This is a genomic window from Acinetobacter sp. P1(2025) (genome assembly GCF_051390655.1).
GTDB classification, from domain to species: Bacteria; Pseudomonadota; Gammaproteobacteria; order Pseudomonadales; family Moraxellaceae; genus Acinetobacter; species Acinetobacter junii.
On the sequence record NZ_JBPKBJ010000059.1, the window covers coordinates 1 to 19,712 of the forward strand.

Genomic DNA, 19,712 nt, shown 5'->3' on the forward strand with positions numbered 1-19,712 from the left:
TTAATTGCCTATTTGCTGGTGAACTTCGCTAAACACATGGCACAAGAAGGATGGAGTGTTCAGCGTTTACTGAGAATTATTCAGGTCAATTTATTTGAAAGGAAACTTTTAAGTTCACTCTTTGTGCCTGATAAAAAATGGCGAAAACAAGAAGAACCTCAATTGAGGTTCTTCTTGTGATATTTGTGGGACAGCAGTGAGCCGAAGCTCCTTTTATATTTCAATGGCATCCTTATAAAAGATAAGCCATGAGTTATTTATTCATAATAAAAAAATATTCACGGTAATATTTTAATTCAGCAATTGAGTCACGAATATCGTCCATCGCCAAATGCGAGGCATTTTTCTTTAAGCCACTCATAATTTCAGGTCTCCAGCGTTTCGCCAACTCTTTGACTGAAGATACGTCTAAATTACGATAATGGAAGAACTGTTCAAGTTCAGGCATCAGGCGGTGTAAGAAACGGCGATCTTGGCAAATTGAGTTACCACACATTGGTGATGATTTTGGATTTACCCATTTTTTTAAGAACTCAAGTGTCTGCTGTTCTGCATCTTGCGCAGACAATTTGCTACGGCGTACACGTTCAATTAAACCTGATTGACCATGTTGCTTGGTATTCCATTCATCCATTGCGTTTAGAATCAAATCTGATTGATGAACCGCTAAAACAGGACCTTCAGCAAGAATATTAAGATTATCATCAGTAATAATTGTTGCGATTTCAATAATCTTATCGTTATCCGTATCCAGACCTGTCATTTCTAGGTCGATCCAAATTAATCGTGTATCTGGGGTGCTGCTCATAGATCGTGATTCTAAAGTGCTTAAAAACATCAATAGTAGCAAATTAATTACTTCTTGGCTGTAATTCTATAGTGGCTTCATGCTATTTTTGCGGTCTTAAATGTATGGATTTTTTGGGACATGAATGGCTTTAATTCGTAAACGTCGCTTAACCGAACAACAGCAACGTCGTATTGAGAAACAGCACAAATCTCGTCAAGACGACATTGACACATCACAAGATTTGGATGGGCTAGTTGTTCAGCATTATGGTCGTCAACTCGAAGTACAAGCGCTCTCTGTACCTGATCAACATCCAGAAAAACCAGAAGTTCAAGATGGTGAGCCTGAGCCATTCTGGAAACCAATTGAATTGGATAGTGTTTGGCGTTGCCATACTCGTACCAATCTCGAATTATTGGTCACTGGTGATCGCGTCAAATGGCAAGCAGATCCCAATACAGGTTTAGGGATCATTACTGCAATCTATCCTAGACAATCTCTACTGACTCGCCCAGACCGATATCATAAGGTTAAGCCTGTGGCAGCAAACATTAGTCTGATTGTGATTGTATTTGCACCATTGCCAGAACCTGCACCAACATTGATTGATCGTTATTTGGTTGCCTGTGCTGATGCCAATATTCCTGCATTATTGGTACTCAACAAATCAGACTTACTCACTGAAAATGATCCTATTCTAAATTTACTCAGTGAATATGAAGCCTTGGGTTATGAAACCATGATCTGCCAATCACAAGGTGATTTGACTGAACTTGCTCAACGCTTGGACAAGGAAACTGTGGCTTTTGTAGGGCAATCAGGTGTAGGTAAAAGCTCATTGATCAATACCATCGTCCCAAATGCAGCACAGAAAACCAATGTAATCTCAGAAAACTCAGCCCTTGGTCAACACACCACGACTTCAACACGTCTGATTAAATTTGGATCAAACGGCGCATTGATTGATTCTCCTGGGATTCGTGAGTTTGGACTATGGCATCTAAATTTAGAAAAAGTTCGCACAGGTTTTCCTGAAATTGAATCACATCTTGGTCTCTGCCAATTCCGTAATTGCACCCATACGCATGAGAAAAATTGTGCATTGAAACAAGCAGTTGATCAAGGTGAAATCTTACAGCGCCGTCTTGACAGTTATTTACGCCTCATTGATGAAATTCAAGAAGCACAACAAAAAAGTTAACTTTTCTCGATCATTCCCCCTTGAACTAAGGATTTTGATCACCATAGAGATACGTTATACTCAGGATCAATTTTGATTTTAACTTTAGGTGACTTGTGGAACGCTGGTTAGAGTTTATGGGGAATCACCCCTTCTTATTTGGTGCGCTCGGCGTATTGATCGTGTTGTTCTTTGTTTTAGAAGGACAACGTAATGGTCGTAAAATTTCACCGCAATCACTCGGTATTTTGGTTAAAGCAAAAAATGCCATGCTGATTGACCTTCGTGATGCGAAAGATTTCCGTGATGGTCACATCAGCGGTAGCCGTAACATTCCATATAGCCAAATCACAAGTCATGTAGATGAATTAAAAGCAAGTGATCGTCCATTGGTATTTATCTGTAACTTAGGTCAAGTTGCGGGTGCAGCATTGCAAAAAGTTGCGCATGCAGATAGCTATCGTCTAGATGGTGGTATCAGCAACTGGAAAGCTCAAGGCTTACCCTTAGTTAAAAGTAAAACCAAAGCTTAAGGAGCAATAAGATGACAACTCCAAACGTCACAATTTACTCAACGCTGTCTTGCCCATACTGTGTACGTGCAAAACAATTACTTGAGCGTAAAGGCGTTGCTTTTAAAGAAATTAATCTTTCAAATGAAGCACCTGAAGTTCGTATTGAGTTAATGCAACGTACTAACCACCGTACAGTGCCTCAAATTTTTATCAAAGACCAATTCATTGGCGGTTTTGATCAACTTTATGCTTTAGAGCGTGAAGGTAAACTCGACCAATTATTAGCTTAACTTTAAGGAAAAACAATGAGCGAAGAACAAGTTCAACCACAACTTGCATTAGAACGTATTTATACTAAAGATATTTCTTTTGAGGTTCCTGGCGCGCAAGTATTTACAAAACAATGGCAACCAGAACTCAATATCAATTTATCTTCTGCTGCAGAAAAAATTGACCCAAATCATTACGAAGTATCATTAAAAGTTGTAGTTCAAGCAACAAATGAAAATGAAACGGCGTTCATCGTAGATGTTACTCAATCAGGTATTTTCTTGGTTGATAACGTTGAAGAAGACCGTCTTCCATATATCTTAGGTGCTTACTGCCCAAATATCTTGTTCCCGTTCTTACGTGAATCGGTAAATGATTTAGTAACAAAGGGTAGCTTCCCACAATTGTTACTTACACCAATTAACTTTGATGCAGAATTTGAAGCAAACATGCAACGCTTACAAGCGGATGCAGATGCTCAAGGTCAAGCATAATCGTTATTGCGATAGCTGTAAAAAAGGACTGAATATCAGTCCTTTTTTATTACTCAACAATCGTTCTAAAGGTAAGATTAATCCGTGGTGTAAATATTTTTTTGGTTGGCGGTAAACGATGTAACCAATATGTCTGTGTCGTATCTTTCATAACTAATAAACTGCCATGTTCTAAAAACACATCAACTTTTTCTTTGGTTTGTTTATGTTTAAACGCAAATTTACGTTCTGCTCCAAAACTTAAAGAAGCAATTGCACCATTTTTGATAAGATCGATTTCATCATCACTGTGCCAAGCCATTCCCTCTTCTCCAGAGTGGTAAAGATTGAGCAAGCAAGAATTGAATGTTTCACCTGTTAATTTTTCGACTAAGGTTTTTAACTCAATCAGTTCTATAGTCCAAGGCAAAGCATATTTATTAATGTTGGAATACGTATATTCGAAGCCTCGATCACCATACCAAGCGACTTTTCTTTTAGTTATAATTTTTCGACCAAAAATAATCGCTTGATCGTTTTCCCATGCAATATTCTTCATAAGCATTTCGAAATAGTGATCTGCTTCTAAACTACTTAAAACTTTACCATAATAATGAACAGTCCCCTCGTAGGGTAAATAGTTCACTGCTGGATCTGCTTCAATATCAAATAATTGCATGAGTCTGCGAACCCTCCCAACCAATAATAGCTGTTTTACGAACTGTTCCCCACTCATATCCACCGATAGCACCAGTCGACTGAATCACCCGATGGCAAGGGATTAAAAATGCAATCGGGTTATGACCAATTGCTGTTCCAACAGCACGAGCTGCTTTGGGATGATCGATCATCTGGGCAAGTTGTCCATAAGTCGAAAGTTGCCCCATTGGAATTTTGAGTAAGCTCTGCCAAACTTTTAATTGAAAGGGTGTGCCCTTGAGATGTAATTTAATCATCGGGAGTTGTTCCCAATCCTGCCGAAAAAACTTCAATGCAGCTTCTTGAAAAGCGTCAACTTGTTCAATATACATCGCATGAGGAAATTGCTCTTTTAAATATGCTAATGCTTCAGCTGTATTTTCTACAAATCGAAGTGTACAAATGCCTTTCTGAGTGGATGCAATCAACACCTGACCAAATGGTGTTTCAGAAAACTGATAATGAATCGTTAAATGCTGCCCACCATATTTATACTCAGCAGGTGTCATACCTTCTATTTGAATAAAAAGATCATGTAGTCGACTGGTACTCGATAATCCTGTAGCAAATGTTGCATCAAATACGCTGCCCTGCTGTTGCTTCAGAATCTTCTTTGCATGTTCAATACTGATATATTGTAGAAATTTCTTCGGACTGGTACCCGCCCATTCAGTAAATAAGCGCTGAAAATGTGCTGAACTAAGATGAATATGTGCTGCTATTTCATCAAGCTGCGGCTGCCTTTGAAAATTATTCTGTATATAAGCAATCGCTTCTGCAATTCGCTGATAATGTTGTTGTGAGGACATAGGATTAGCTCTCATCATTCATCGTTTCACTGTATCAATTTAGAAATTTGATGAAAATCCGAATCATGCTCAGTTTATTTTTTCATTCAATATAAATGAATGCACATAAAAAAACTGCACGCTTAATACGTACAGTTTTATCACTAAACTACTGGCTCGACTTAACAATACACGCTTAGATTTATTGATCTAAATCCCAATAAATTAATGCATATAATGCTTATGACCTTGATCACGTAAATCTGCAATTTTCTTCGCTTGTTTTTTTGCTTCGTCTAACTTACCTGCTTGAACAAGTGCTTTTGCCTTATCAATTTCAACAATAATTTGCTCAAATAATGCTGTTGATGTCGGAACTTTTTCAGCTGAATGTGAGGCCAACTTATACTGTTTTGAATGGACTGCTGCTGCACGCATATTATTTAAAGCAGCTGTTGCCGCCTGTGGATTTTCAGCCTGATTGAATGCTTTGTAGTTTTTACCGAGTACTTTCATATCATCAGATAAACCACCAGCAAAAACTGGGCTACTCAAACTAAAACATGACAACATAAGTGCAGTGGCTAAAGTTTTTTTAATCATCAGGATGTCCTATCAAAACTGTGGCTATAATTGAGTTCACGTACAGACTGACATCGCACACAGTTGTGCTTGTAGGTCAGATGACGACGTAAGTTTAGAATACATAAAAAATGCAACGATTTCGTTGCATTTTAATTAAAAGTAAAACTATTTTATTTACGACTTCTGTAGTAAAGCATCATGTATTGCTTCTACCAACTGTTGCGAAATCTCTTGCTTTGACGCTTTCTCTAACTCACGCTTTTCCATATGGTATGACTGAGCGAAAAATACTGTCATTGCATTTTCATCAGAAGCAAAACCAATATCAGGTCGAGACACATCATTACATGCGATCATGTCTAGTTTTTTAGCAACCAATTTACCTGCAGCATATTCTTCAACATTTTGCGTCTCAGCGGCAAAGCCCACCATAAATGGACGCTGTTGTTGCTGTGCAATGGTCGCTACGATATCTGGATTCTTAACCAATGAAACTGCAAGTTCATCTCCAGACTTTTTAATTTTATGTTCCGCAACTTCAGCAACTCGATAATCAGCAACAGCGGCAGTTGCAATAAAAATATCACAACCTTCTTTGAGCTGATTCATACTGACATCAAGCATTTGCATAGCAGATTTCACATTAATTCTATCAACACCATTTGGTGTATCTAAACTGACAGGACCTGCAACTAAAGTGACTTTCGCACCAGCCGCATAACATGCTGCTGCCAAAGAAAAGCCCATTTTTCCTGTACTGTGATTAGAAATATAACGGACAGGATCAATTGCTTCACGCGTTGGACCCGCAGTGATAGTGACACGCTTGCCAGCGAGTAAACCAAATTTCTCGGCAATTGCACGCTGCGCTTTATGAAAATAAGCTGCAACTTGTTTAGCTAAATCCTCAGGTTCAGGCATGCGACCTAGACCAACATCTCCACAAGCTTGTTCACCAGCATCAGGCATAATGACATGCACACCATCTTCAACCAAAGTTTGTAGATTGCGTTGCGTTGCTTTTGCTGCCCACATTTGTTGGTTCATAGCAGGTGCAACCCAGACAGGGGCTTTCGTCGCTAAATATAACGTACTGAGCAAATCATCTGCCAAACCATTGGCAAATTTTGCAATCGTGTCACAACTTGCTGGAGCGACTAACACTAAATCAGCCCATCGCGCCAACTCGATGTGTCCCATACCTGCTTCTGCTTCAGGGTTGAGTAGCTCAGTATGTACAGGATTCCCTGACAAGGCTTGAAATGTTAAAGGTGTGATAAATGCTTGTGCGCCATGTGTCATGACCACGCGGACATCGAAACCAAAATCTTTTAAACGGCGTACTAAAATGGCACTTTTATAGGCAGCAATACCACCCGTAACCGCTAATATAATGTTTTTATGTGGAATTACACTCAGATCAAAGCTCACAAACAGGGTACCTTTCTGTTGCAGTGGCGCTCACAATATCATTAAATATCGCCATACCCAAGTGATGCACTTGGAAAAATTATCATCATAAAAAAATTATGTGAATAAAAATGAATCAACCTATAAAACAATCCATTAAAGCATGGCCCGAACAAGAACGACCAAGAGAACGTTTACTCTCGCAAGGACCTCAAAGTTTATCGGATGCTGAACTACTAGCGATTTTTCTCCGCTCTGGCTCAAAACAACACTCAGCTGTTGAACTTTCTCGTATCCTGATTCAGCATTTTGGAGGATTGAACCCAATTTTTGATGCTTCGTTAGAAGACTTGTCCCAATTTAATGGCATCGCGTCAACCAAATATGCGCAACTCATGGCAGTCAAAGAATTAGGACGACGTTATTTGAATAACTATTTTCATCAACAACGACTATGTTTAGATCATTCTTCTTTAGTTTTGGATTATTTACGTTATGAACTTCTAGGTGAAAAACAAGAAGTGTTTGCTGTTCTGTGTTTAGATGCAGAACTGAGGAAGCTTCATTTCAAAAAACTATTTTACGGTTCGCAGCATTCATGTAGCGTTTCATTGAATCAGACCCTACGCTATGCAATTCAACAACAAGCCTGTCAAATCGTCGTTGCACACAACCATCCCTACGGAATAGCTCAACCTTCAAATGAAGACATCTACTTTACTCAACAACTCAAACAAGCTTGTAAATTAGTTGAAATTCATTTGATTGATCACTTTATTATTTCACCTGATGGCTATTTTTCTTTTACTGAACAACAACTACTCAACCCTATTAAAATCAAGCAATCTGATCTTGACAAAGCGCCCATCTAACATGAACATCAACAGATAAAATTAATGATTCAAATAACATGATTGTCCGCGACCAGCCTAGCATTTTTAAAGTTTTATTCTCATGGCGCGGGACGATTTTACCCAAAATTTTACCCTCTTTAGGTTTTGTGATGTTGATCTCTGCAATTATTGGCGGAGTTGAATATATTGACCTGTATCGTTTTCCTGAAATTCCATTGGTTGGTTTTACATTGATCGGCGTTGTACTGTCGATTTTCTTAGGTTTCAAAAATACGGCGTGTTATGACCGTTGGTGGGAAGCACGTAAACTTTGGGGTGTTTTAATTGCGACTTCACGTCATTTTGATCGAGATTGTCGAGTGTTGGCACAAGCCAGACGTGAAAGAATCATTCAAAATGTGATTGTTTTTGCGAATGTGCTGCGTGATCGATTACGCCACCAAACAGCCAACCCAACTGAACTGACCGAAACCAGCGGTTTGAGTCAGCAAGCTTTGAATCAGCTTTACCAACAACATAATGCTCCGCAATACACACTAAGTCTAATTCAATGGGAATTACTGCAAGCGCTGAAAGACGGTGAAATTTCCGATGTCATTTATACACAAATGAACCGTCATGTCGCAGCTTTAAGTGAGATGCAAACAGGTTGTGATCGTATTGCCAATACCCCTATTCCTTTTGCTTATTCGGTCTTATTGAACCGAACTGTTTATTTTTTCTGTTTTATGCTGCCATTTAGCTTAGGTTCTTTACTTGGTTTAGTCACACCGCTCTTAGTCGGAATTTTAGCTTATACCTTTTTGGGACTCGATGCGCTGAGCACAGAAATTGAAGAACCTTTTGGAACGCAAAGCAATGACTTACCTTTAGATGCGATGGTACGTTCAATTGAAATTGAACTGTTAAGCACGCTGGGCAGACCTACTCCACCGCCCATACAGGCACATGATCACAACTTATTGTAAGGTAGAATTATTGGAAACGATCCCAAATTCCAATTTGCCCTTCTTTTACTCGTGGCGTATTACCCAGTTTAATCCACGGTATATTTTCCCCATGAAAATCACTGCCTATCGAAACAGCTAAATCAAACTGCTGAATCATTCGATCAACCATTTGACGTGTCGAAGCTGGTTCTATACTTGGAGGTAATTCCACTGCATCTCCTCCCGCCTCGGCAAATAATTCAATTAAATATCTGATATTCGTCGCAGATAAATCATAGCGCGTTGGGTGAGCTAATACAGCAAAACCCTGACTCGCATGTATGACATCGATGGTATCTTTTAAGCCTAATCCTTCAAATTTTACGAAAGCCTTTTTTCCTTCTTTTAGGAAACGGTCAAATGCCTGCTGTGGACGACTAACGATATTTTTCTCTACCAATGTTTTAGCGATATGCGTTCGGGTTACACGATCTGCTTGCCCATCAACCTTCGCAATTACATCTGGATAAATATCAAAATCAATACATTTCTCTAATAAGTCACAGATGACCTTAGCTCGTTCCGCACGGACTTTTTTCTGATTTTCAAGCATAGCTTGGATCGGTGTTTCATCTTGCATATTCAGCGCCACGATATGCACACCATAGCTTTTTTTCGTGTTTGGTCTTGACCACTGACTCGATATTTCAACACCAGAAATAATCTGAATATCATGATCTTGAGCATACTTTCGTGCAGAGCTTAAACCATCCATAGTGTCATGGTCAGTTACAGCCAACATATGGATTTTCAAATCGACAGCAGCCTGTACCAGTTGCTCAGGAGAGAACGTACCATCAGAAATGTGAGTATGAGTATGTAAATCGACACCGAACATGGTTTGTATTATGCTATCTGACCTATTTCATCATCGTACTGTAACATGAAAGCGTTGCTCGACTACCTTCCGCTGATTATCTTCTTCTACTTTTATAAAACGACCGATCCTAAAGATAGTCAACATCCCCTTCTCCAATTGGTGGGTAGCGCAGGAAATACTGATCAAAATCATATTCTTGTTGCAACATGCGCGCTTCTTATTTCAACCTTAGTGGTTTATGGCTGTTTGTTCTTTTTCCAAAAATTCAAACTGGAAAAAATGCAATGGTTTATTGTGGTGATGTCCATTATTTTTGGAGGAATCACTTTAATTTTCAGTGATGTAACTTACATTAAAATGAAAGCTGTCATCATCAATATTGGAATAGGTATCGGGTTCTTAGTCACGCCTTTATTCAATAAAGAACGGATGCCAATTATCCAAAAATTATTAGGTTCGTTACTTGAGTTAAGTCCTCAAGGTTGGATGCGTTTAAACTGGGCTTGGTGTGGGCAATTCTTCTTATTAGCCTCACTACATTTTTTCTTCGGTTTTATCTTTATGCAAGGCAAATATTGGGGCGAATTCACCGCATTTGGCGATATTATCGTTTCTATCAGTTACCTTGCTGTTATACTGTTTTGCTTAAGAAAGCATTTTAAAACCACAGACTAAATTTAAAGTTATTGAGCTACAGCTATGCCCTATTTTGTGCTGACTTGTACTGATCGTGAAGGTACTCTAGAAAAACGTTTAGCAACACGACCTCAACATTTAGAACGCTTACAAAAATTAGATGATGAAGGTCGTCTGATCGCAGCGGGCGCTCATCCTAAAGACCCAAACAATCCTCAAGCAGGATTCTTAGGTAGCACGATTATTGTCGAATTTGATAGTCGTGAAGCTCTCGATGCATGGATCCAAGATGAACCGTTCTTAAAAGAAGGGATATATGCTGATATCGAAGTGAAATTGTTCAACAAAGCTTTTCCAAAAGGGTAAATCATGCAAGTTTCAGTGAGAAGCTTTTTCGCTTTATGTTTACTCAGTTCAACGACTTGGGCGGTTGAACCAACAACGCCATCAGCACCAACAGCGGCTGCGCCTACAACCCTCATTACTACACCTGCAACTGTACAACCTAAACCTGCAACAGCAACAACAGGCGGCTCCACAAACAATACAACAACGGCTACAGCGCCGAAGCCGTTGACTGCGGAACAAATTGCAAAAGCCAAACAACAACAAGATGCAAAAGTCAAAGCCATGATTCAAGATCAAGCAACACGCTTGAAACAACTTGAACATGCAAATCTGCAAGCTCTATCTCAAAACCAAGAATTGCAATTAAAAAATGATAACTTGACTGTACAAGTCCAAGTTCTACAAAGTGAACGCAGTGCTCAGATGTTTTTATATGGTGCAATGACGATTGCTGTCGGGGTAATTTTAGGTTTCTTTATCGCAAGTTATGTCTATACCAAACGTCGTCGTCAGTGGTAAATATAAATCTTCATGTCACAAACATTAAAACTTCAAACAGCTGAATTAGATTGGGAACTCGTTGATGGTATCGAAGTTCCCATATCTAAACAATTTGGCGACGTGTATTTTTCTAAAGATAACGGTTTACTCGAAACACGCCATGTGTTTTTAAATGGAAATGATCTTAGTACACGGTTATCAGAACTCTGTGACTTTCAGTATTTCTGTGTAGGTGAAACGGGTTTTGGTACAGGACTCAATATTCTTACCCTTTGGCAACTTTGGCAAAGTGTTCGCCCTGATAATCACAGTCATTTACATGTCATCAGTGTTGAAAAATTCCCTCTCAGTAAAGCTGATCTCATACGTGCGCTTAGTGTTTGGGATGAGCTTAAACCTCTTGCAGATAAACTAGTACAACAATACCCATTACCGATTGCAGGTTGTCATCGCCTGAGTTTTCCCGAAGAGCGATTTAGCATCGATCTATGGCTCGGTGATGCGCAGGACATTTTCCCAAATATCCCAAAAACACAATCAGTCAATGCTTGGTTTCTCGATGGGTTTGCGCCTTCGTGTAACCCTGATATGTGGCAAGAAAATGTATTAAATCATATTGTGCGTTTATCCGAGTACGGAACGACCTTTGCATCCTTTAGCGTTGCGGGGGTTCTTAAACGCGGACTAAAACAACACGGGATCCAAATCAGCCGACCTAGAGGCTTTGGTCACAAACGAGAAATGTTAAAAGCCATTTGGCTAGACTGCTCACATGATGAAAGTGAAGAATCAGAGGCGCTCCAAGAGCTTCCAGCAGCATTACCTAAAACAACGCAACTAAAGCAACGGCAAATCGCCATTATCGGCGCTGGAATAGCAGGTTTGACCACCGCATGGGCATTTGCTCAGCGTGGACATCAAGTGATGATTTACGAGCAAAATGAACCACTTTCAGGTGCTTCTGGTAATCCTCTTGCGTTACTCAATCCTAAGCTGTGTCCAATTGATCAAGCTCATGAACATTTAATGACTCTAAGCTGGCAGCACGCTTTAAACTTTTATTCACGATTTAAAGCATTCCGTTCAATCCAAGTAGAACAGATCGCAATAAAAAATGCCGATGAGCTACTTGGACTAGAACAACAATATCCAGAATTAGTTTTCGGAACAGCTCATTCCACTGATCAAACACTCGAAACTCGCTATCCAAGTTTGATATTGCAGCAAGCTGGCGCAGTTTCTCCTCATGTATTGCGTGATGAGATTTTAAAACATCCAAATATCAGCATAAAAAAAGCCAAAGTTTCTCGTCTTAAATCAAAATCAGTGCAAACAGAAATTTGGCAAGATCAGGACTTAATTTCGGTAGCAGATCACGTCGTCGTGTGTTGTGCAAAACAAAGTGCTGCCTTATTTGAAAACTATCCTGTATTGAAGCCTATTCGAGGGCAAGTCAGTTGGGTGGATAACGCCGTACAGCCTTTGGCCTTGAATCAGGCTTATAGCTATGGTGGTTATTGTATGCAGTTAGATGACTCTCAATTGATTTTAGGTGCATCCTTCTACCCTAACCGTGACGATAGTGATGTTCTTGCCGAAGACCATGTGCATAATTACGAACTTATCCACAGTGTCTTCCCACAATTTGCTGAACAACTTCCATCTATCGACATATGGCAAGGTCGTGCTTCTATTCGGGCGCAGAGTTCAGACTATTTTCCTTTAGTTGGGAAAATGGAATCAAACAGTGAACTTTATACTTTTGCAGGTTTAGGTTCTAAAGGATTTTTATTTGCACCATTATGCAGTGAGATTTTAGCTGCATTAGTCTTGGGTGAGCTTTGTCCCGCTCCACAATCTTTACTAAGTAAATTGAATCCGTTACGTTTCCAAAAAAAAGTAAAAGTGAAGAAACCGTATTATTCGAAGCAAATATAGTTTTTAAATTTTAAATCGAGAATTTGATTTATTTTTGAGTTTGCCAAAACACAAATGTATTTTGGCAAACTTTTTTCATTTACACACCTTCTACAAGAGGTAAACCAGCATCACGTGCTGCACGAGTACCTCCCATCAAAACGACGTATTCACGTGAACTATCTAGACCTTCTAAAAGTTCGGCTGCTCGTGGTGCTTTACTGCCACCACCACATAAAATGTAAATCGGCTGATCCGCTGCAACTTGAGTCAAACTATCCGCAGTTAATTCAGCAATAGGACGATTTACTGCCCCTTTGACATGAGCCTCTGAATACGCTTTGGTATCTCGGACATCCCAAATGATCGCGTCCTTTGGGAACTCAAATGTTGTAATTTCTTGTTTACGGATCATTGCGCACTCCTTTGATGTAAACAACACTTGGCAAATGAAGAAAACACCCTTAGCATCTCAAATATTCTTTCCCTTTGTAAAGGTCTAACCATGCCTTCTTTTGATATTGTTTCTGAATTAGAGTTATTTGAAGTCAATCATGCGGTACAAAACACGCAAAAAGAGATTGGTACACGTTTCGACTTTCGCGGACAAGACGTTTCGATCGAGTTAAATGAGAAAAATAAAGAGATTAAAATCTCGACTGAAAGTGATTTCCAATGTGAACAAGTCTATACCATGCTTGAAAATCATTTCTATAAACGTAAAGTTGATGTACAAGCGCTTGATCCACAAAAAGCCACTGCATCAGGTAAACATGTAGTACAAGTGGTCAAACTCAAAGATGGACTTGACTCAGATACTGCAAAAAAAATTAATAAAGCCATTAAAGAAAGTGGTATCAAAGCGCAATCTTCTATCCAAGGGGACAAAATCCGCGTCACTGATAAAAAACGTGATACGTTGCAACAAGTCATGAATTTTTTACGTGAACAACAATTTGGTCTGCCACTGCAATTTAATAATTTCAAAGACTAAGCAATAGGCTCGCTATGGCAAAAGATAACCGTCTTTATACGTTAGTTAAAACCACTTCTAAATTCCCTAAAGGTATCCGTAGTACCTTATGGAGCAAAGCATTTGGTCGTGTTGTTCCGATGGTAGGAACAGCGAACATACGCTATTTAGAAGTAGATAAAGATCATGTGACTGTTCGCATTGAAAACCAACGTAATATGCAAAATCATATTAAGGGTGTACACGCGGCAGCTATGGCTTTATTGGCTGAGACAGCAACTGGATTTTTAACAGGTTTACATGTACCTGATGATCGCATTTTATTGATCAAATCTTTACATGTAGATTATTTAAAAGTCGCACAAGGCGGTTTAACTGCAACTGCAACATTATCGGCTGATCAACAAAAGTTCATTGCAAATAATGAAAAAGGCGAGCTACTGATTCCTGTTACGGTCATTGATGATTCTGCAAATGAACCGATCCAATGCCAAATGCTTTGGGCTTGGTTACCCAAACGTAAAAAATAATAACTGATCTAAACTTCTTTTAGATTGTTACTCAGCCCAAGATACAAATACCGTTTTGTTTCTTGGGCTTTATATTATGAAAAAAATTTACTTTTTTCCCATCATATTTTTGACGACTATCATTACTGCTTGTTCTTCTATTCCATCGAATACGACTCATCTTAACAGCTCGAACCAAACTCTCTCCGATGAGCTATCAGAACAAAATAAGAAAATTGTCGTGGACTTTTATGAAGGTGTTTTTTTGAAACACCAAGTTAAAGCATATGCTGATCGCTATATTGGCGACCAATATATTCAACATAATCCGAATGTTCCCGATGGCAAAGCACCTTTTGTAAACTTCTTTACGGAGAAATTTAGCAATAATCCAACAGCAAAAAATGTAATTAAAAAAGCGATTGCTGAAAAAAACCTAGTTGTTCTACATGTTCATTCAACTGAAAATAATACAGATCGGGGGCGAGCGATTATTGATATTTTCCGTGTCGAAAATGGAAAAATTGTCGAACATTGGGATGTGATTCAAAACATCCCAGAGCAAAGTAAAAACAGTAATACCATGTTCTAGCTATAAAGGTATAGCCCAAATCTATTTGGGCTATACCTTTATGAATGAGAAATTGATGTTTCAATAATAGAAATAATTTGCTGCAGATATTTAGCATCGACTTCATCAAACTGATTGAGTTCATCACTATCAATATCTAGTACACCAACACATTCCGTATTTTGCATAATCGGCAATACGATTTCTGATTTAGACGCTGAGCTACATGCAATATGTCCTGGAAACAACTCAACATCAGGAACGATAATAACTTGTTGTTGTTGCCAGGCTGTACCACATACACCACGACCTTTCGCTATACGAGTACAGGCAATTGGTCCCTGAAATGGACCTAATACCAATTCATTTTGCTTAACCAAATAAAAACCAACCCATAACCAACCAAATTGCTGATTCAGTGCAGCACAAATATTTGCAAGATTAGCAATCAGGTCAGGCTCACCCTCAACAATTGCTTTAATCTGAGGGATAATACTTTGATATTGTTCGGCTTTATCGCCTTGTTGCAAAATGAGCTCTTCAGCCATGCTTGAATCCTAACGAGATAACTCCCTAATCGTATCAAGCAAATACGCTTAAACCGATAGTGTTGCTGTAAATTTCTGTCTAACTTCTTCTGAAATTTGACGTTTATTACCCTTTACATCGACCGCAACAAAGGTGAACACCCCTTCAGTAATTCGTACTGGTTCACGCGAATCATCATGACTGTTCCATACTTCAATTTGTACTTGAACCGAAGTATTACCAACTTTCAAGATTTTTGTATAGCAACTAATCACATTTCCTACTTTCACAGGAACTAAAAAAGTCATCTGATTAATTGCAATCGTTGCACAACGACCTTTACTGAAGCGCTCGACGTGAATTGCACCAGCCAAATCCATTTGAGATACAATCCATCCACCAAAAACATCACCACTCCAGTTAGTATCTGCAGGCATTGCAATCGTTTGCAAAGAAAGCGTGCCTTCGGGATGGTTCAAACGCTCAGTCATATCAAATATCTCTTGATGTTACTTCAAATGTTGCTCTAGCCATTGCTGAAGTTCAGGTGCACGTAATGCTCCGCTCACTCGAGCAATTTCAGTTGTTTTGTTCATCAGCACTAGAGTTGGAATACTACGTACGTTAAATGCTGCACTCAATCTTGGATTTGCTTCTGTATCAATCTTTGCAAAAATCACATATGGATTTTGGGTTGCAACTTGAGCAAAATGTGGAGCCATCATTTTGCATGGGCCACACCATTCTGCCCACAAATCAATCAATACAGGTAAATCAGTATTAGAAATAAAATTACTGAAATTTTGTTCATTCAATTCAATAGGTTGTTGTGGCAATAACGGCTGATGGCATTTACCACAACTTGGATGCGTACTTAATTTCTCTTCTGGCACACGATTTTTTGCACCACATGAACTACAGACTATAATCATTTACATCACTCCAATATGTTGATGCAAAAATTCTAATTGGGTTGTGACTGCTTTTTCAAACCATGAACCATGATAAATATCAAAATGTTTAATATCCCACTCATGATACGTGACAAATGGCGCAATATTGGTCGCTGCTTCACGACTAGACTGAATTGGAATTAAAGTGTCATTTTTAGCAGCAATGAATAAAACAGGAATATTAATTTTTCGTACAAATTGGATTGGGCGATAACGCATCAAATTAAAAAATACACGTGCTGGAACTTCACCACTCCAATAATAATCAGGATTCACTATTGAATGATATCCAAAGTAGCTATCAGATGTAGGTAAAAAACAAAGCTTGTATTGATCAACAACAGGCAGTGTTTTAGGTGCAAGCCCCATTTTTGAGCCCATATAATCCTGACTTGATCGCTTTAATGCTTCAGGATAGCGTTGCAAAGGATAAAGTTTCGCTGTTTCAGCACCATCAACATACGGAACTTGAACCATGATTGCCTGAATGTTTTTTAGGTCTGTCGCTAAACTTAAAGCATAACCGCCGCTTAATGAGGTTCCCCACAAGATAATACGTCTACTATCAATATATTTACAATTTGATGCATACTGAACTATGGTTTTCCAATCATCTAATTGAGCACTTAAAGAGATCAACTCTCGAGGTTTCCCAGTACTCCCGCCCCAATAACGATAATCAAATAAAATAACAGCATAACCCGCTTGTGCAAAACGCTGCGCATACTGAATTAATTTAAACTGACGTAATCCAGCAAAACCATGCGCCATAATAATAACGGCTGGTTTTATGTTGGATTTCGGTAGATAAAAATCAGCAGCAATCGTTTCATCACCACTAGGAACATACAACGGCTCAACTGTATAGGTGTGCATGCGCGCTCCATTGCGTTATCTTTTGCTTATCATCATGTATTTACTATAGACATTTAAACTCAAGATCAAGCTTAATGCTATGATAGAGCATAAAATGTTTTGTTTATTTTTGGAGTGACAAGATGTCAGAAAATGTTGGTTTTGCAGGTCAAATTGGTCCTGAACATGTTGAGCAAGTCGTCGAAAAAGGCTTTAAATCAATCATCAATAACCGTCCTGATATGGAAGGTGGACCAGAACAGCCTACTAGCGCTCAAATAGAAGAAGCGGCACGTTCAGCAGGTCTTGATTATGTATATCAACCCGTTGTATCAGGTCAAATGACTGAGTTAGATGTTCGTACTTTTGCCAATCATTTTAATGAATTACCAAAACCCGTTTTAATGTTCTGCCGCACAGGTAATCGTTCAAATAATTTATATCAATTAGCTAAACAAATGGATTTATTGGATGATTAAATCTTAAATTATCGGCAAATAAAAAACGGCTCGAAAGCCGTTTTTTATTTAACTATAAATTATTGACCGTCTAAACAATTTGAAGAGACACCATACGGACTTGTCAAGTTTGGTGCAATTCCATTCGCTATATCAACATCACTTGCTAAATAGCTGAGAGAAAAACTAGTTGAGCCACTAATCGATTTACCACTTACAATTGAATCCGCTAACAACTGTAAAGTTAAATATCCTGCATAAATTTTAGGATACTGAATTTTTAAATCAAAACGACCATTTGCATCAGTTGTGTATTTATTATCTGTAGCTGGGGTGCCTTCAGAATTAATAAACGATACAACTTGTACAGTTTGCCCTTCTTTTACAGGTTTTAGCTGATTAACTTGCTTACCATCGCTGTTAACAATAATTGATGGCGTAACACATTGAGTAATTTCAGCAGGTAGATATTTATCAGCCTTACCATCTAACGGAGTATTGGTGTCAAAGAATCCATAGAATCCTTTATTGTAAGTTAAAGCATTTACACCCATCACCACATCTTGGTTTGGTAGAGGTTTACCATCTACATCGGTTACTTGCACAGAAACATTTTGATAATAATAAACGCCACCAGCCGAGTTCTCAATTTGAGTTGGATTATATGCAACTGTAATCGCTCCGACAGGTTTAGGAACAATAGAGTTTACGATATCCAATTTGTAAGTATAGACTTTTGTTGACTGACCAAAATTCGCTTCAAATACTAAATCATCAGCTATGAACTGTTCTGCAGTATAGCTAGAAGCTCTTTGTGCTTCCGTAAACGATAATGTATAAGTAATTCTACCATTTGCATCAGTTTGTGATGCGTTAGGGGTGAATTTGACACCATTTATAGCAGAGTTCGTTACTTTTAAAGAAATAGCTTGGTTTGCTAAAGTAGCACCATTTGCATCAACCGCAGTCAATGTTACTGTGGTTTGATCTCCACGGACATTTAAAGATGTTTTAGTTGCATCAAATAAAACAATACTCGTAGTATCTGAACCAGTCGTTGTATCTGCACCCGTAACAGCGATTGTTTGTTCTTGACTTAATTTGCCATCGTTTGTTGTGACAACGATTTTAAAACCATTCTTAATTAGATCAGACAAAGTTGTAGACGTAGGAGGTGTTTTTAAAACAAAAATAGCATTTCCTGATTCATCAGTTTGTTGCTTAGAGAGCCCTGTATTGATCACATTGTCTGTTGGATCTATGATTGATAAAGTAACTGATGCATCAGCAACACCACCTTTATTAGTATCTAAAGCACGAACCGTTACTATTAACTGACCGTTTGTCGCTGCGATTGCTAATTTATCTAATTCAATCTTCAAACCAGTTGCCATAACTGTAGGGGTAACGACTTCACCACCTGTATCTCCGCCACCAGACTCGCCACTTGAATCATTATCAGTTGATCCATAATATCCCCCCACTAACACCATAACTTGATAATAAAACAGATATCGTAATCGCAGAAAGTTTTAACGTTAGTTGCTTTTTATTCCTTAACACCCCATTTCCCCTATGTTCATTTTGATTGTAATTTTCTTCATTATTAGGAAAATATAGGTAATGAAGCCATATTATAGTTTTGGTTTAAATAAAATTTAATTTTGAACCAATATTTAATTTCTGAGCGAATTTAAAACGATATTTTTTTAATCGGAGAATTTGTAAATCTAACTAACCATTGTCGTAGGGCTTCGCCAGCGATTGCTTTTAAGCTATCCGTCATCAGAGACATGCCTAAAAGGAATAGGCCTATACCACCTAGCAACTGGATAATCACATTCAATGCTGAATTCCTTTTTATAATTATGAATTTAAATCAATCATAAATTGGAATAGGGAGAAAACAATTGAGATTTTGTAGATTGCTTTTAAATTTTTTTATTTCAATAAAAAACACCCCTAACCGTTAGGTTAGGGGTGTTTAGTATTTAAAAGCTGGCGATGACTTACTCTCACATGGCAAACGCCACACTACCATCAGCGCGAAGAGGTTTCACTTCTGAGTTCGGGAAGGGATCAGGTGGTTC

The 19,712-nt window shown here is 38.5% G+C and carries 25 protein-coding genes, 1 rRNA gene and 3 pseudogenes; 15 read left to right on the forward strand and 14 right to left on the reverse strand.

Features of this window, described 5'->3' with window-relative positions; translation table 11 throughout:
* Positions 1-180, forward strand: a pseudogene (locus ACSC97_RS13615) (IS4 family transposase); the annotation flags it as partial.
* Between the two features lie 73 nt (positions 181-253).
* On the opposite strand, the gene orn reads toward ACSC97_RS13615, so the two are convergent.
* Complete coding sequence (orn, locus tag ACSC97_RS13620) at positions 254-808, reverse strand: oligoribonuclease (RefSeq protein WP_005403665.1); 555 nt, start codon at positions 806-808, stop codon at positions 254-256.
* Between the two features lie 124 nt (positions 809-932).
* Here orn and rsgA point away from each other — a divergent pair, with 124 nt between their 5' ends.
* The 4 genes from rsgA (at position 933) to secB (ending at position 3,249) form a co-directional block, all read left to right on the forward strand.
* Entirely contained in the window at positions 933-1,991 is a 1,059-nt protein-coding gene (gene rsgA, locus ACSC97_RS13625; protein WP_004955558.1) for a ribosome small subunit-dependent GTPase A, read from the forward strand.
* 95 nt (positions 1,992-2,086) lie between these two features.
* Complete coding sequence (locus ACSC97_RS13630) at positions 2,087-2,503, forward strand: rhodanese-like domain-containing protein (RefSeq protein ID WP_004955555.1); 417 nt, start codon at positions 2,087-2,089, stop codon at positions 2,501-2,503.
* Positions 2,504-2,514: 11 nt separating this feature from the next.
* Positions 2,515-2,775: a glutaredoxin 3 gene (gene grxC / locus ACSC97_RS13635; RefSeq protein WP_004774456.1), complete on the forward strand. Its 261-nt coding sequence runs from the start codon at positions 2,515-2,517 to the stop codon at positions 2,773-2,775.
* 15 nt (positions 2,776-2,790) lie between these two features.
* Entirely contained in the window at positions 2,791-3,249 is a 459-nt protein-coding gene (secB, locus tag ACSC97_RS13640) for a protein-export chaperone SecB (RefSeq protein ID WP_004906530.1), read from the forward strand.
* A 49-nt stretch (positions 3,250-3,298) separates the two neighbouring features.
* Here the strand turns inward: secB and ACSC97_RS13645 are convergent, their stop codons facing one another.
* The 4 genes from ACSC97_RS13645 to coaBC form a co-directional block, all read right to left on the reverse strand.
* A complete protein-coding gene (locus tag ACSC97_RS13645) occupies positions 3,299-3,907 on the reverse strand; it encodes an alpha-ketoglutarate-dependent dioxygenase AlkB family protein (protein WP_436661456.1) in 609 nt (202 codons plus the stop codon).
* Positions 3,894-4,736 (reverse strand): methylated-DNA--[protein]-cysteine S-methyltransferase, encoded by an 843-nt coding sequence (locus tag ACSC97_RS13650; protein ID WP_436661458.1) that lies wholly within the window; start codon positions 4,734-4,736, stop codon positions 3,894-3,896. The genes ACSC97_RS13645 and ACSC97_RS13650 overlap by 14 nt, the downstream gene beginning before the upstream one ends.
* Positions 4,737-4,940: 204 nt before the next feature.
* Positions 4,941-5,318 carry a cytochrome b562 gene (locus ACSC97_RS13655; protein WP_005403663.1) on the reverse strand — a complete coding sequence of 126 codons (378 nt, stop codon included), beginning with the start codon at positions 5,316-5,318 and terminating at the stop codon, positions 4,941-4,943.
* A 156-nt stretch (positions 5,319-5,474) separates the two neighbouring features.
* Positions 5,475-6,731, reverse strand: a complete 1,257-nt coding sequence (gene coaBC, locus ACSC97_RS13660; protein ID WP_004906522.1) for a bifunctional phosphopantothenoylcysteine decarboxylase/phosphopantothenate--cysteine ligase CoaBC — start codon at positions 6,729-6,731, stop codon at positions 5,475-5,477.
* Positions 6,732-6,841: 110 nt separating this feature from the next.
* Between coaBC and radC the strand changes: the two genes are divergently transcribed.
* Both radC and ACSC97_RS13670 read left to right on the forward strand, forming a co-directional pair.
* The gene (gene radC / locus ACSC97_RS13665; RefSeq protein WP_436661461.1) at positions 6,842-7,582 is read left to right on the forward strand and encodes a RadC family protein; all 741 of its coding nucleotides are present in this window, start codon (positions 6,842-6,844) and stop codon (positions 7,580-7,582) included.
* 38 nt (positions 7,583-7,620) lie between these two features.
* Entirely contained in the window at positions 7,621-8,532 is a 912-nt protein-coding gene (locus ACSC97_RS13670) for a bestrophin family protein (RefSeq protein ID WP_004906518.1), read from the forward strand.
* 7 nt (positions 8,533-8,539) lie between these two features.
* On the opposite strand, the gene ACSC97_RS13675 is transcribed toward ACSC97_RS13670, so the two are convergent.
* On the reverse strand, positions 8,540-9,391 hold the full coding sequence (locus tag ACSC97_RS13675; RefSeq protein WP_436661463.1) for a PHP domain-containing protein: 852 nt from the start codon (positions 9,389-9,391) through the stop codon (positions 8,540-8,542).
* Between the two features lie 45 nt (positions 9,392-9,436).
* On the opposite strand from ACSC97_RS13675, the gene ACSC97_RS13680 reads away from it, so the two are divergent.
* From ACSC97_RS13680 to mnmC, 4 genes are read left to right on the forward strand one after another with little or no spacing between them, the layout of a single operon-like run.
* Positions 9,437-10,048: a septation protein IspZ gene (locus ACSC97_RS13680; protein WP_004906514.1), complete on the forward strand. Its 612-nt coding sequence runs from the start codon at positions 9,437-9,439 to the stop codon at positions 10,046-10,048.
* Between the two features lie 24 nt (positions 10,049-10,072).
* Entirely contained in the window at positions 10,073-10,375 is a 303-nt protein-coding gene (locus ACSC97_RS13685) for a YciI family protein (protein ID WP_004906511.1), read from the forward strand.
* Positions 10,376-10,378: 3 nt separating this feature from the next.
* Entirely contained in the window at positions 10,379-10,876 is a 498-nt protein-coding gene (locus tag ACSC97_RS13690) for a hypothetical protein (protein WP_336949764.1), read from the forward strand.
* 12 nt (positions 10,877-10,888) lie between these two features.
* A complete protein-coding gene (gene mnmC / locus ACSC97_RS13695) occupies positions 10,889-12,796 on the forward strand; it encodes an FAD-dependent 5-carboxymethylaminomethyl-2-thiouridine(34) oxidoreductase MnmC (RefSeq protein WP_436661467.1) in 1,908 nt (635 codons plus the stop codon).
* Between the two features lie 79 nt (positions 12,797-12,875).
* On the opposite strand, the gene ACSC97_RS13700 is transcribed toward mnmC, so the two are convergent.
* Positions 12,876-13,190 (reverse strand): rhodanese-like domain-containing protein, encoded by a 315-nt coding sequence (locus tag ACSC97_RS13700; RefSeq protein WP_436661468.1) that lies wholly within the window; start codon positions 13,188-13,190, stop codon positions 12,876-12,878.
* A gap of 90 nt (positions 13,191-13,280) precedes the next feature.
* On the opposite strand from ACSC97_RS13700, the gene ACSC97_RS13705 reads away from it, so the two are divergent.
* The 3 genes from ACSC97_RS13705 (at position 13,281) to ACSC97_RS13715 (ending at position 14,849) form a co-directional block, all read left to right on the forward strand.
* Positions 13,281-13,769 carry a YajQ family cyclic di-GMP-binding protein gene (locus ACSC97_RS13705; protein ID WP_004906495.1) on the forward strand — a complete coding sequence of 163 codons (489 nt, stop codon included), beginning with the start codon at positions 13,281-13,283 and terminating at the stop codon, positions 13,767-13,769.
* Positions 13,770-13,783: 14 nt separating this feature from the next.
* A complete protein-coding gene (locus ACSC97_RS13710) occupies positions 13,784-14,278 on the forward strand; it encodes a DUF4442 domain-containing protein (protein ID WP_004955531.1) in 495 nt (164 codons plus the stop codon).
* A 76-nt stretch (positions 14,279-14,354) separates the two neighbouring features.
* Positions 14,355-14,849: a nuclear transport factor 2 family protein gene (locus ACSC97_RS13715; protein WP_436661471.1), complete on the forward strand. Its 495-nt coding sequence runs from the start codon at positions 14,355-14,357 to the stop codon at positions 14,847-14,849.
* Positions 14,850-14,887: 38 nt separating this feature from the next.
* On the opposite strand, the gene ACSC97_RS13720 is transcribed toward ACSC97_RS13715, so the two are convergent.
* The 4 genes from ACSC97_RS13720 to ACSC97_RS13735 are packed head-to-tail and all read right to left on the reverse strand — an operon-like array spanning position 14,888 to position 17,185.
* Positions 14,888-15,376 carry a GAF domain-containing protein gene (locus ACSC97_RS13720; RefSeq protein WP_436661473.1) on the reverse strand — a complete coding sequence of 163 codons (489 nt, stop codon included), beginning with the start codon at positions 15,374-15,376 and terminating at the stop codon, positions 14,888-14,890.
* Between the two features lie 48 nt (positions 15,377-15,424).
* The gene (locus tag ACSC97_RS13725) at positions 15,425-15,847 is read right to left on the reverse strand and encodes an acyl-CoA thioesterase (RefSeq protein ID WP_039047703.1); all 423 of its coding nucleotides are present in this window, start codon (positions 15,845-15,847) and stop codon (positions 15,425-15,427) included.
* Between the two features lie 18 nt (positions 15,848-15,865).
* The gene (trxC, locus tag ACSC97_RS13730) at positions 15,866-16,288 is read right to left on the reverse strand and encodes a thioredoxin TrxC (RefSeq protein WP_004960964.1); all 423 of its coding nucleotides are present in this window, start codon (positions 16,286-16,288) and stop codon (positions 15,866-15,868) included.
* Positions 16,289-17,185 carry an alpha/beta hydrolase gene (locus tag ACSC97_RS13735; protein WP_004906487.1) on the reverse strand — a complete coding sequence of 299 codons (897 nt, stop codon included), beginning with the start codon at positions 17,183-17,185 and terminating at the stop codon, positions 16,289-16,291. It lies immediately after the preceding gene.
* Between the two features lie 122 nt (positions 17,186-17,307).
* Between ACSC97_RS13735 and ACSC97_RS13740 the strand changes: the two genes are divergently transcribed.
* Positions 17,308-17,643: a TIGR01244 family sulfur transferase gene (locus tag ACSC97_RS13740; RefSeq protein ID WP_004955517.1), complete on the forward strand. Its 336-nt coding sequence runs from the start codon at positions 17,308-17,310 to the stop codon at positions 17,641-17,643.
* Between the two features lie 59 nt (positions 17,644-17,702).
* Here ACSC97_RS13740 and ACSC97_RS13745 read toward each other — a convergent pair.
* The 3 genes and pseudogenes from ACSC97_RS13745 to rrf all read right to left on the reverse strand — a co-directional run.
* Positions 17,703-19,185, reverse strand: a pseudogene (locus ACSC97_RS13745) (Ig-like domain-containing protein).
* Between the two features lie 139 nt (positions 19,186-19,324).
* Positions 19,325-19,468 (reverse strand): annotated as a pseudogene (locus ACSC97_RS13750) (hypothetical protein); the annotation flags it as partial.
* A 150-nt stretch (positions 19,469-19,618) separates the two neighbouring features.
* A 5S ribosomal RNA gene (rrf, locus tag ACSC97_RS13755) occupies positions 19,619-19,712 on the reverse strand; the annotation flags it as partial.

Bases quoted from the DNA above. Each gene is read 5' to 3' on its own strand.
- ACSC97_RS13670 (WP_004906518.1), top strand. From the start codon at position 7,621: ATGATTGTCCGCGACCAGCCTAGCATTTTTAAAGTTTTATTCTCATGG.
- grxC (WP_004774456.1), top strand. From the start codon at position 2,515: ATGACAACTCCAAACGTCACAATTTACTCAACGCTGTCTTGCCCATAC.
- ACSC97_RS13685 (WP_004906511.1), top strand. From the start codon at position 10,073: ATGCCCTATTTTGTGCTGACTTGTACTGATCGTGAAGGTACTCTAGAA.
- radC (WP_436661461.1), top strand. From the start codon at position 6,842: ATGAATCAACCTATAAAACAATCCATTAAAGCATGGCCCGAACAAGAA.
- ACSC97_RS13680 (WP_004906514.1), top strand. From the start codon at position 9,437: ATGAAAGCGTTGCTCGACTACCTTCCGCTGATTATCTTCTTCTACTTT.
- ACSC97_RS13715 (WP_436661471.1), top strand. From the start codon at position 14,355: ATGAAAAAAATTTACTTTTTTCCCATCATATTTTTGACGACTATCATT.
- secB (WP_004906530.1), top strand. From the start codon at position 2,791: ATGAGCGAAGAACAAGTTCAACCACAACTTGCATTAGAACGTATTTAT.
- ACSC97_RS13645 (WP_436661456.1), bottom strand. From the start codon at position 3,907: ATGCAATTATTTGATATTGAAGCAGATCCAGCAGTGAACTATTTACCC.
- mnmC (WP_436661467.1), top strand. From the start codon at position 10,889: ATGTCACAAACATTAAAACTTCAAACAGCTGAATTAGATTGGGAACTC.
- ACSC97_RS13710 (WP_004955531.1), top strand. From the start codon at position 13,784: ATGGCAAAAGATAACCGTCTTTATACGTTAGTTAAAACCACTTCTAAA.
- ACSC97_RS13690 (WP_336949764.1), top strand. From the start codon at position 10,379: ATGCAAGTTTCAGTGAGAAGCTTTTTCGCTTTATGTTTACTCAGTTCA.
- ACSC97_RS13650 (WP_436661458.1), bottom strand. From the start codon at position 4,736: ATGTCCTCACAACAACATTATCAGCGAATTGCAGAAGCGATTGCTTAT.
- ACSC97_RS13725 (WP_039047703.1), bottom strand. From the start codon at position 15,847: ATGACTGAGCGTTTGAACCATCCCGAAGGCACGCTTTCTTTGCAAACG.
- rsgA (WP_004955558.1), top strand. From the start codon at position 933: ATGGCTTTAATTCGTAAACGTCGCTTAACCGAACAACAGCAACGTCGT.
- ACSC97_RS13700 (WP_436661468.1), bottom strand. From the start codon at position 13,190: ATGATCCGTAAACAAGAAATTACAACATTTGAGTTCCCAAAGGACGCG.
- ACSC97_RS13705 (WP_004906495.1), top strand. From the start codon at position 13,281: ATGCCTTCTTTTGATATTGTTTCTGAATTAGAGTTATTTGAAGTCAAT.
- ACSC97_RS13740 (WP_004955517.1), top strand. From the start codon at position 17,308: ATGTCAGAAAATGTTGGTTTTGCAGGTCAAATTGGTCCTGAACATGTT.
- ACSC97_RS13675 (WP_436661463.1), bottom strand. From the start codon at position 9,391: ATGTTCGGTGTCGATTTACATACTCATACTCACATTTCTGATGGTACG.
- ACSC97_RS13735 (WP_004906487.1), bottom strand. From the start codon at position 17,185: ATGCACACCTATACAGTTGAGCCGTTGTATGTTCCTAGTGGTGATGAA.
- ACSC97_RS13655 (WP_005403663.1), bottom strand. From the start codon at position 5,318: ATGATTAAAAAAACTTTAGCCACTGCACTTATGTTGTCATGTTTTAGT.
- orn (WP_005403665.1), bottom strand. From the start codon at position 808: ATGAGCAGCACCCCAGATACACGATTAATTTGGATCGACCTAGAAATG.
- trxC (WP_004960964.1), bottom strand. From the start codon at position 16,288: ATGATTATAGTCTGTAGTTCATGTGGTGCAAAAAATCGTGTGCCAGAA.
- ACSC97_RS13720 (WP_436661473.1), bottom strand. From the start codon at position 15,376: ATGGCTGAAGAGCTCATTTTGCAACAAGGCGATAAAGCCGAACAATAT.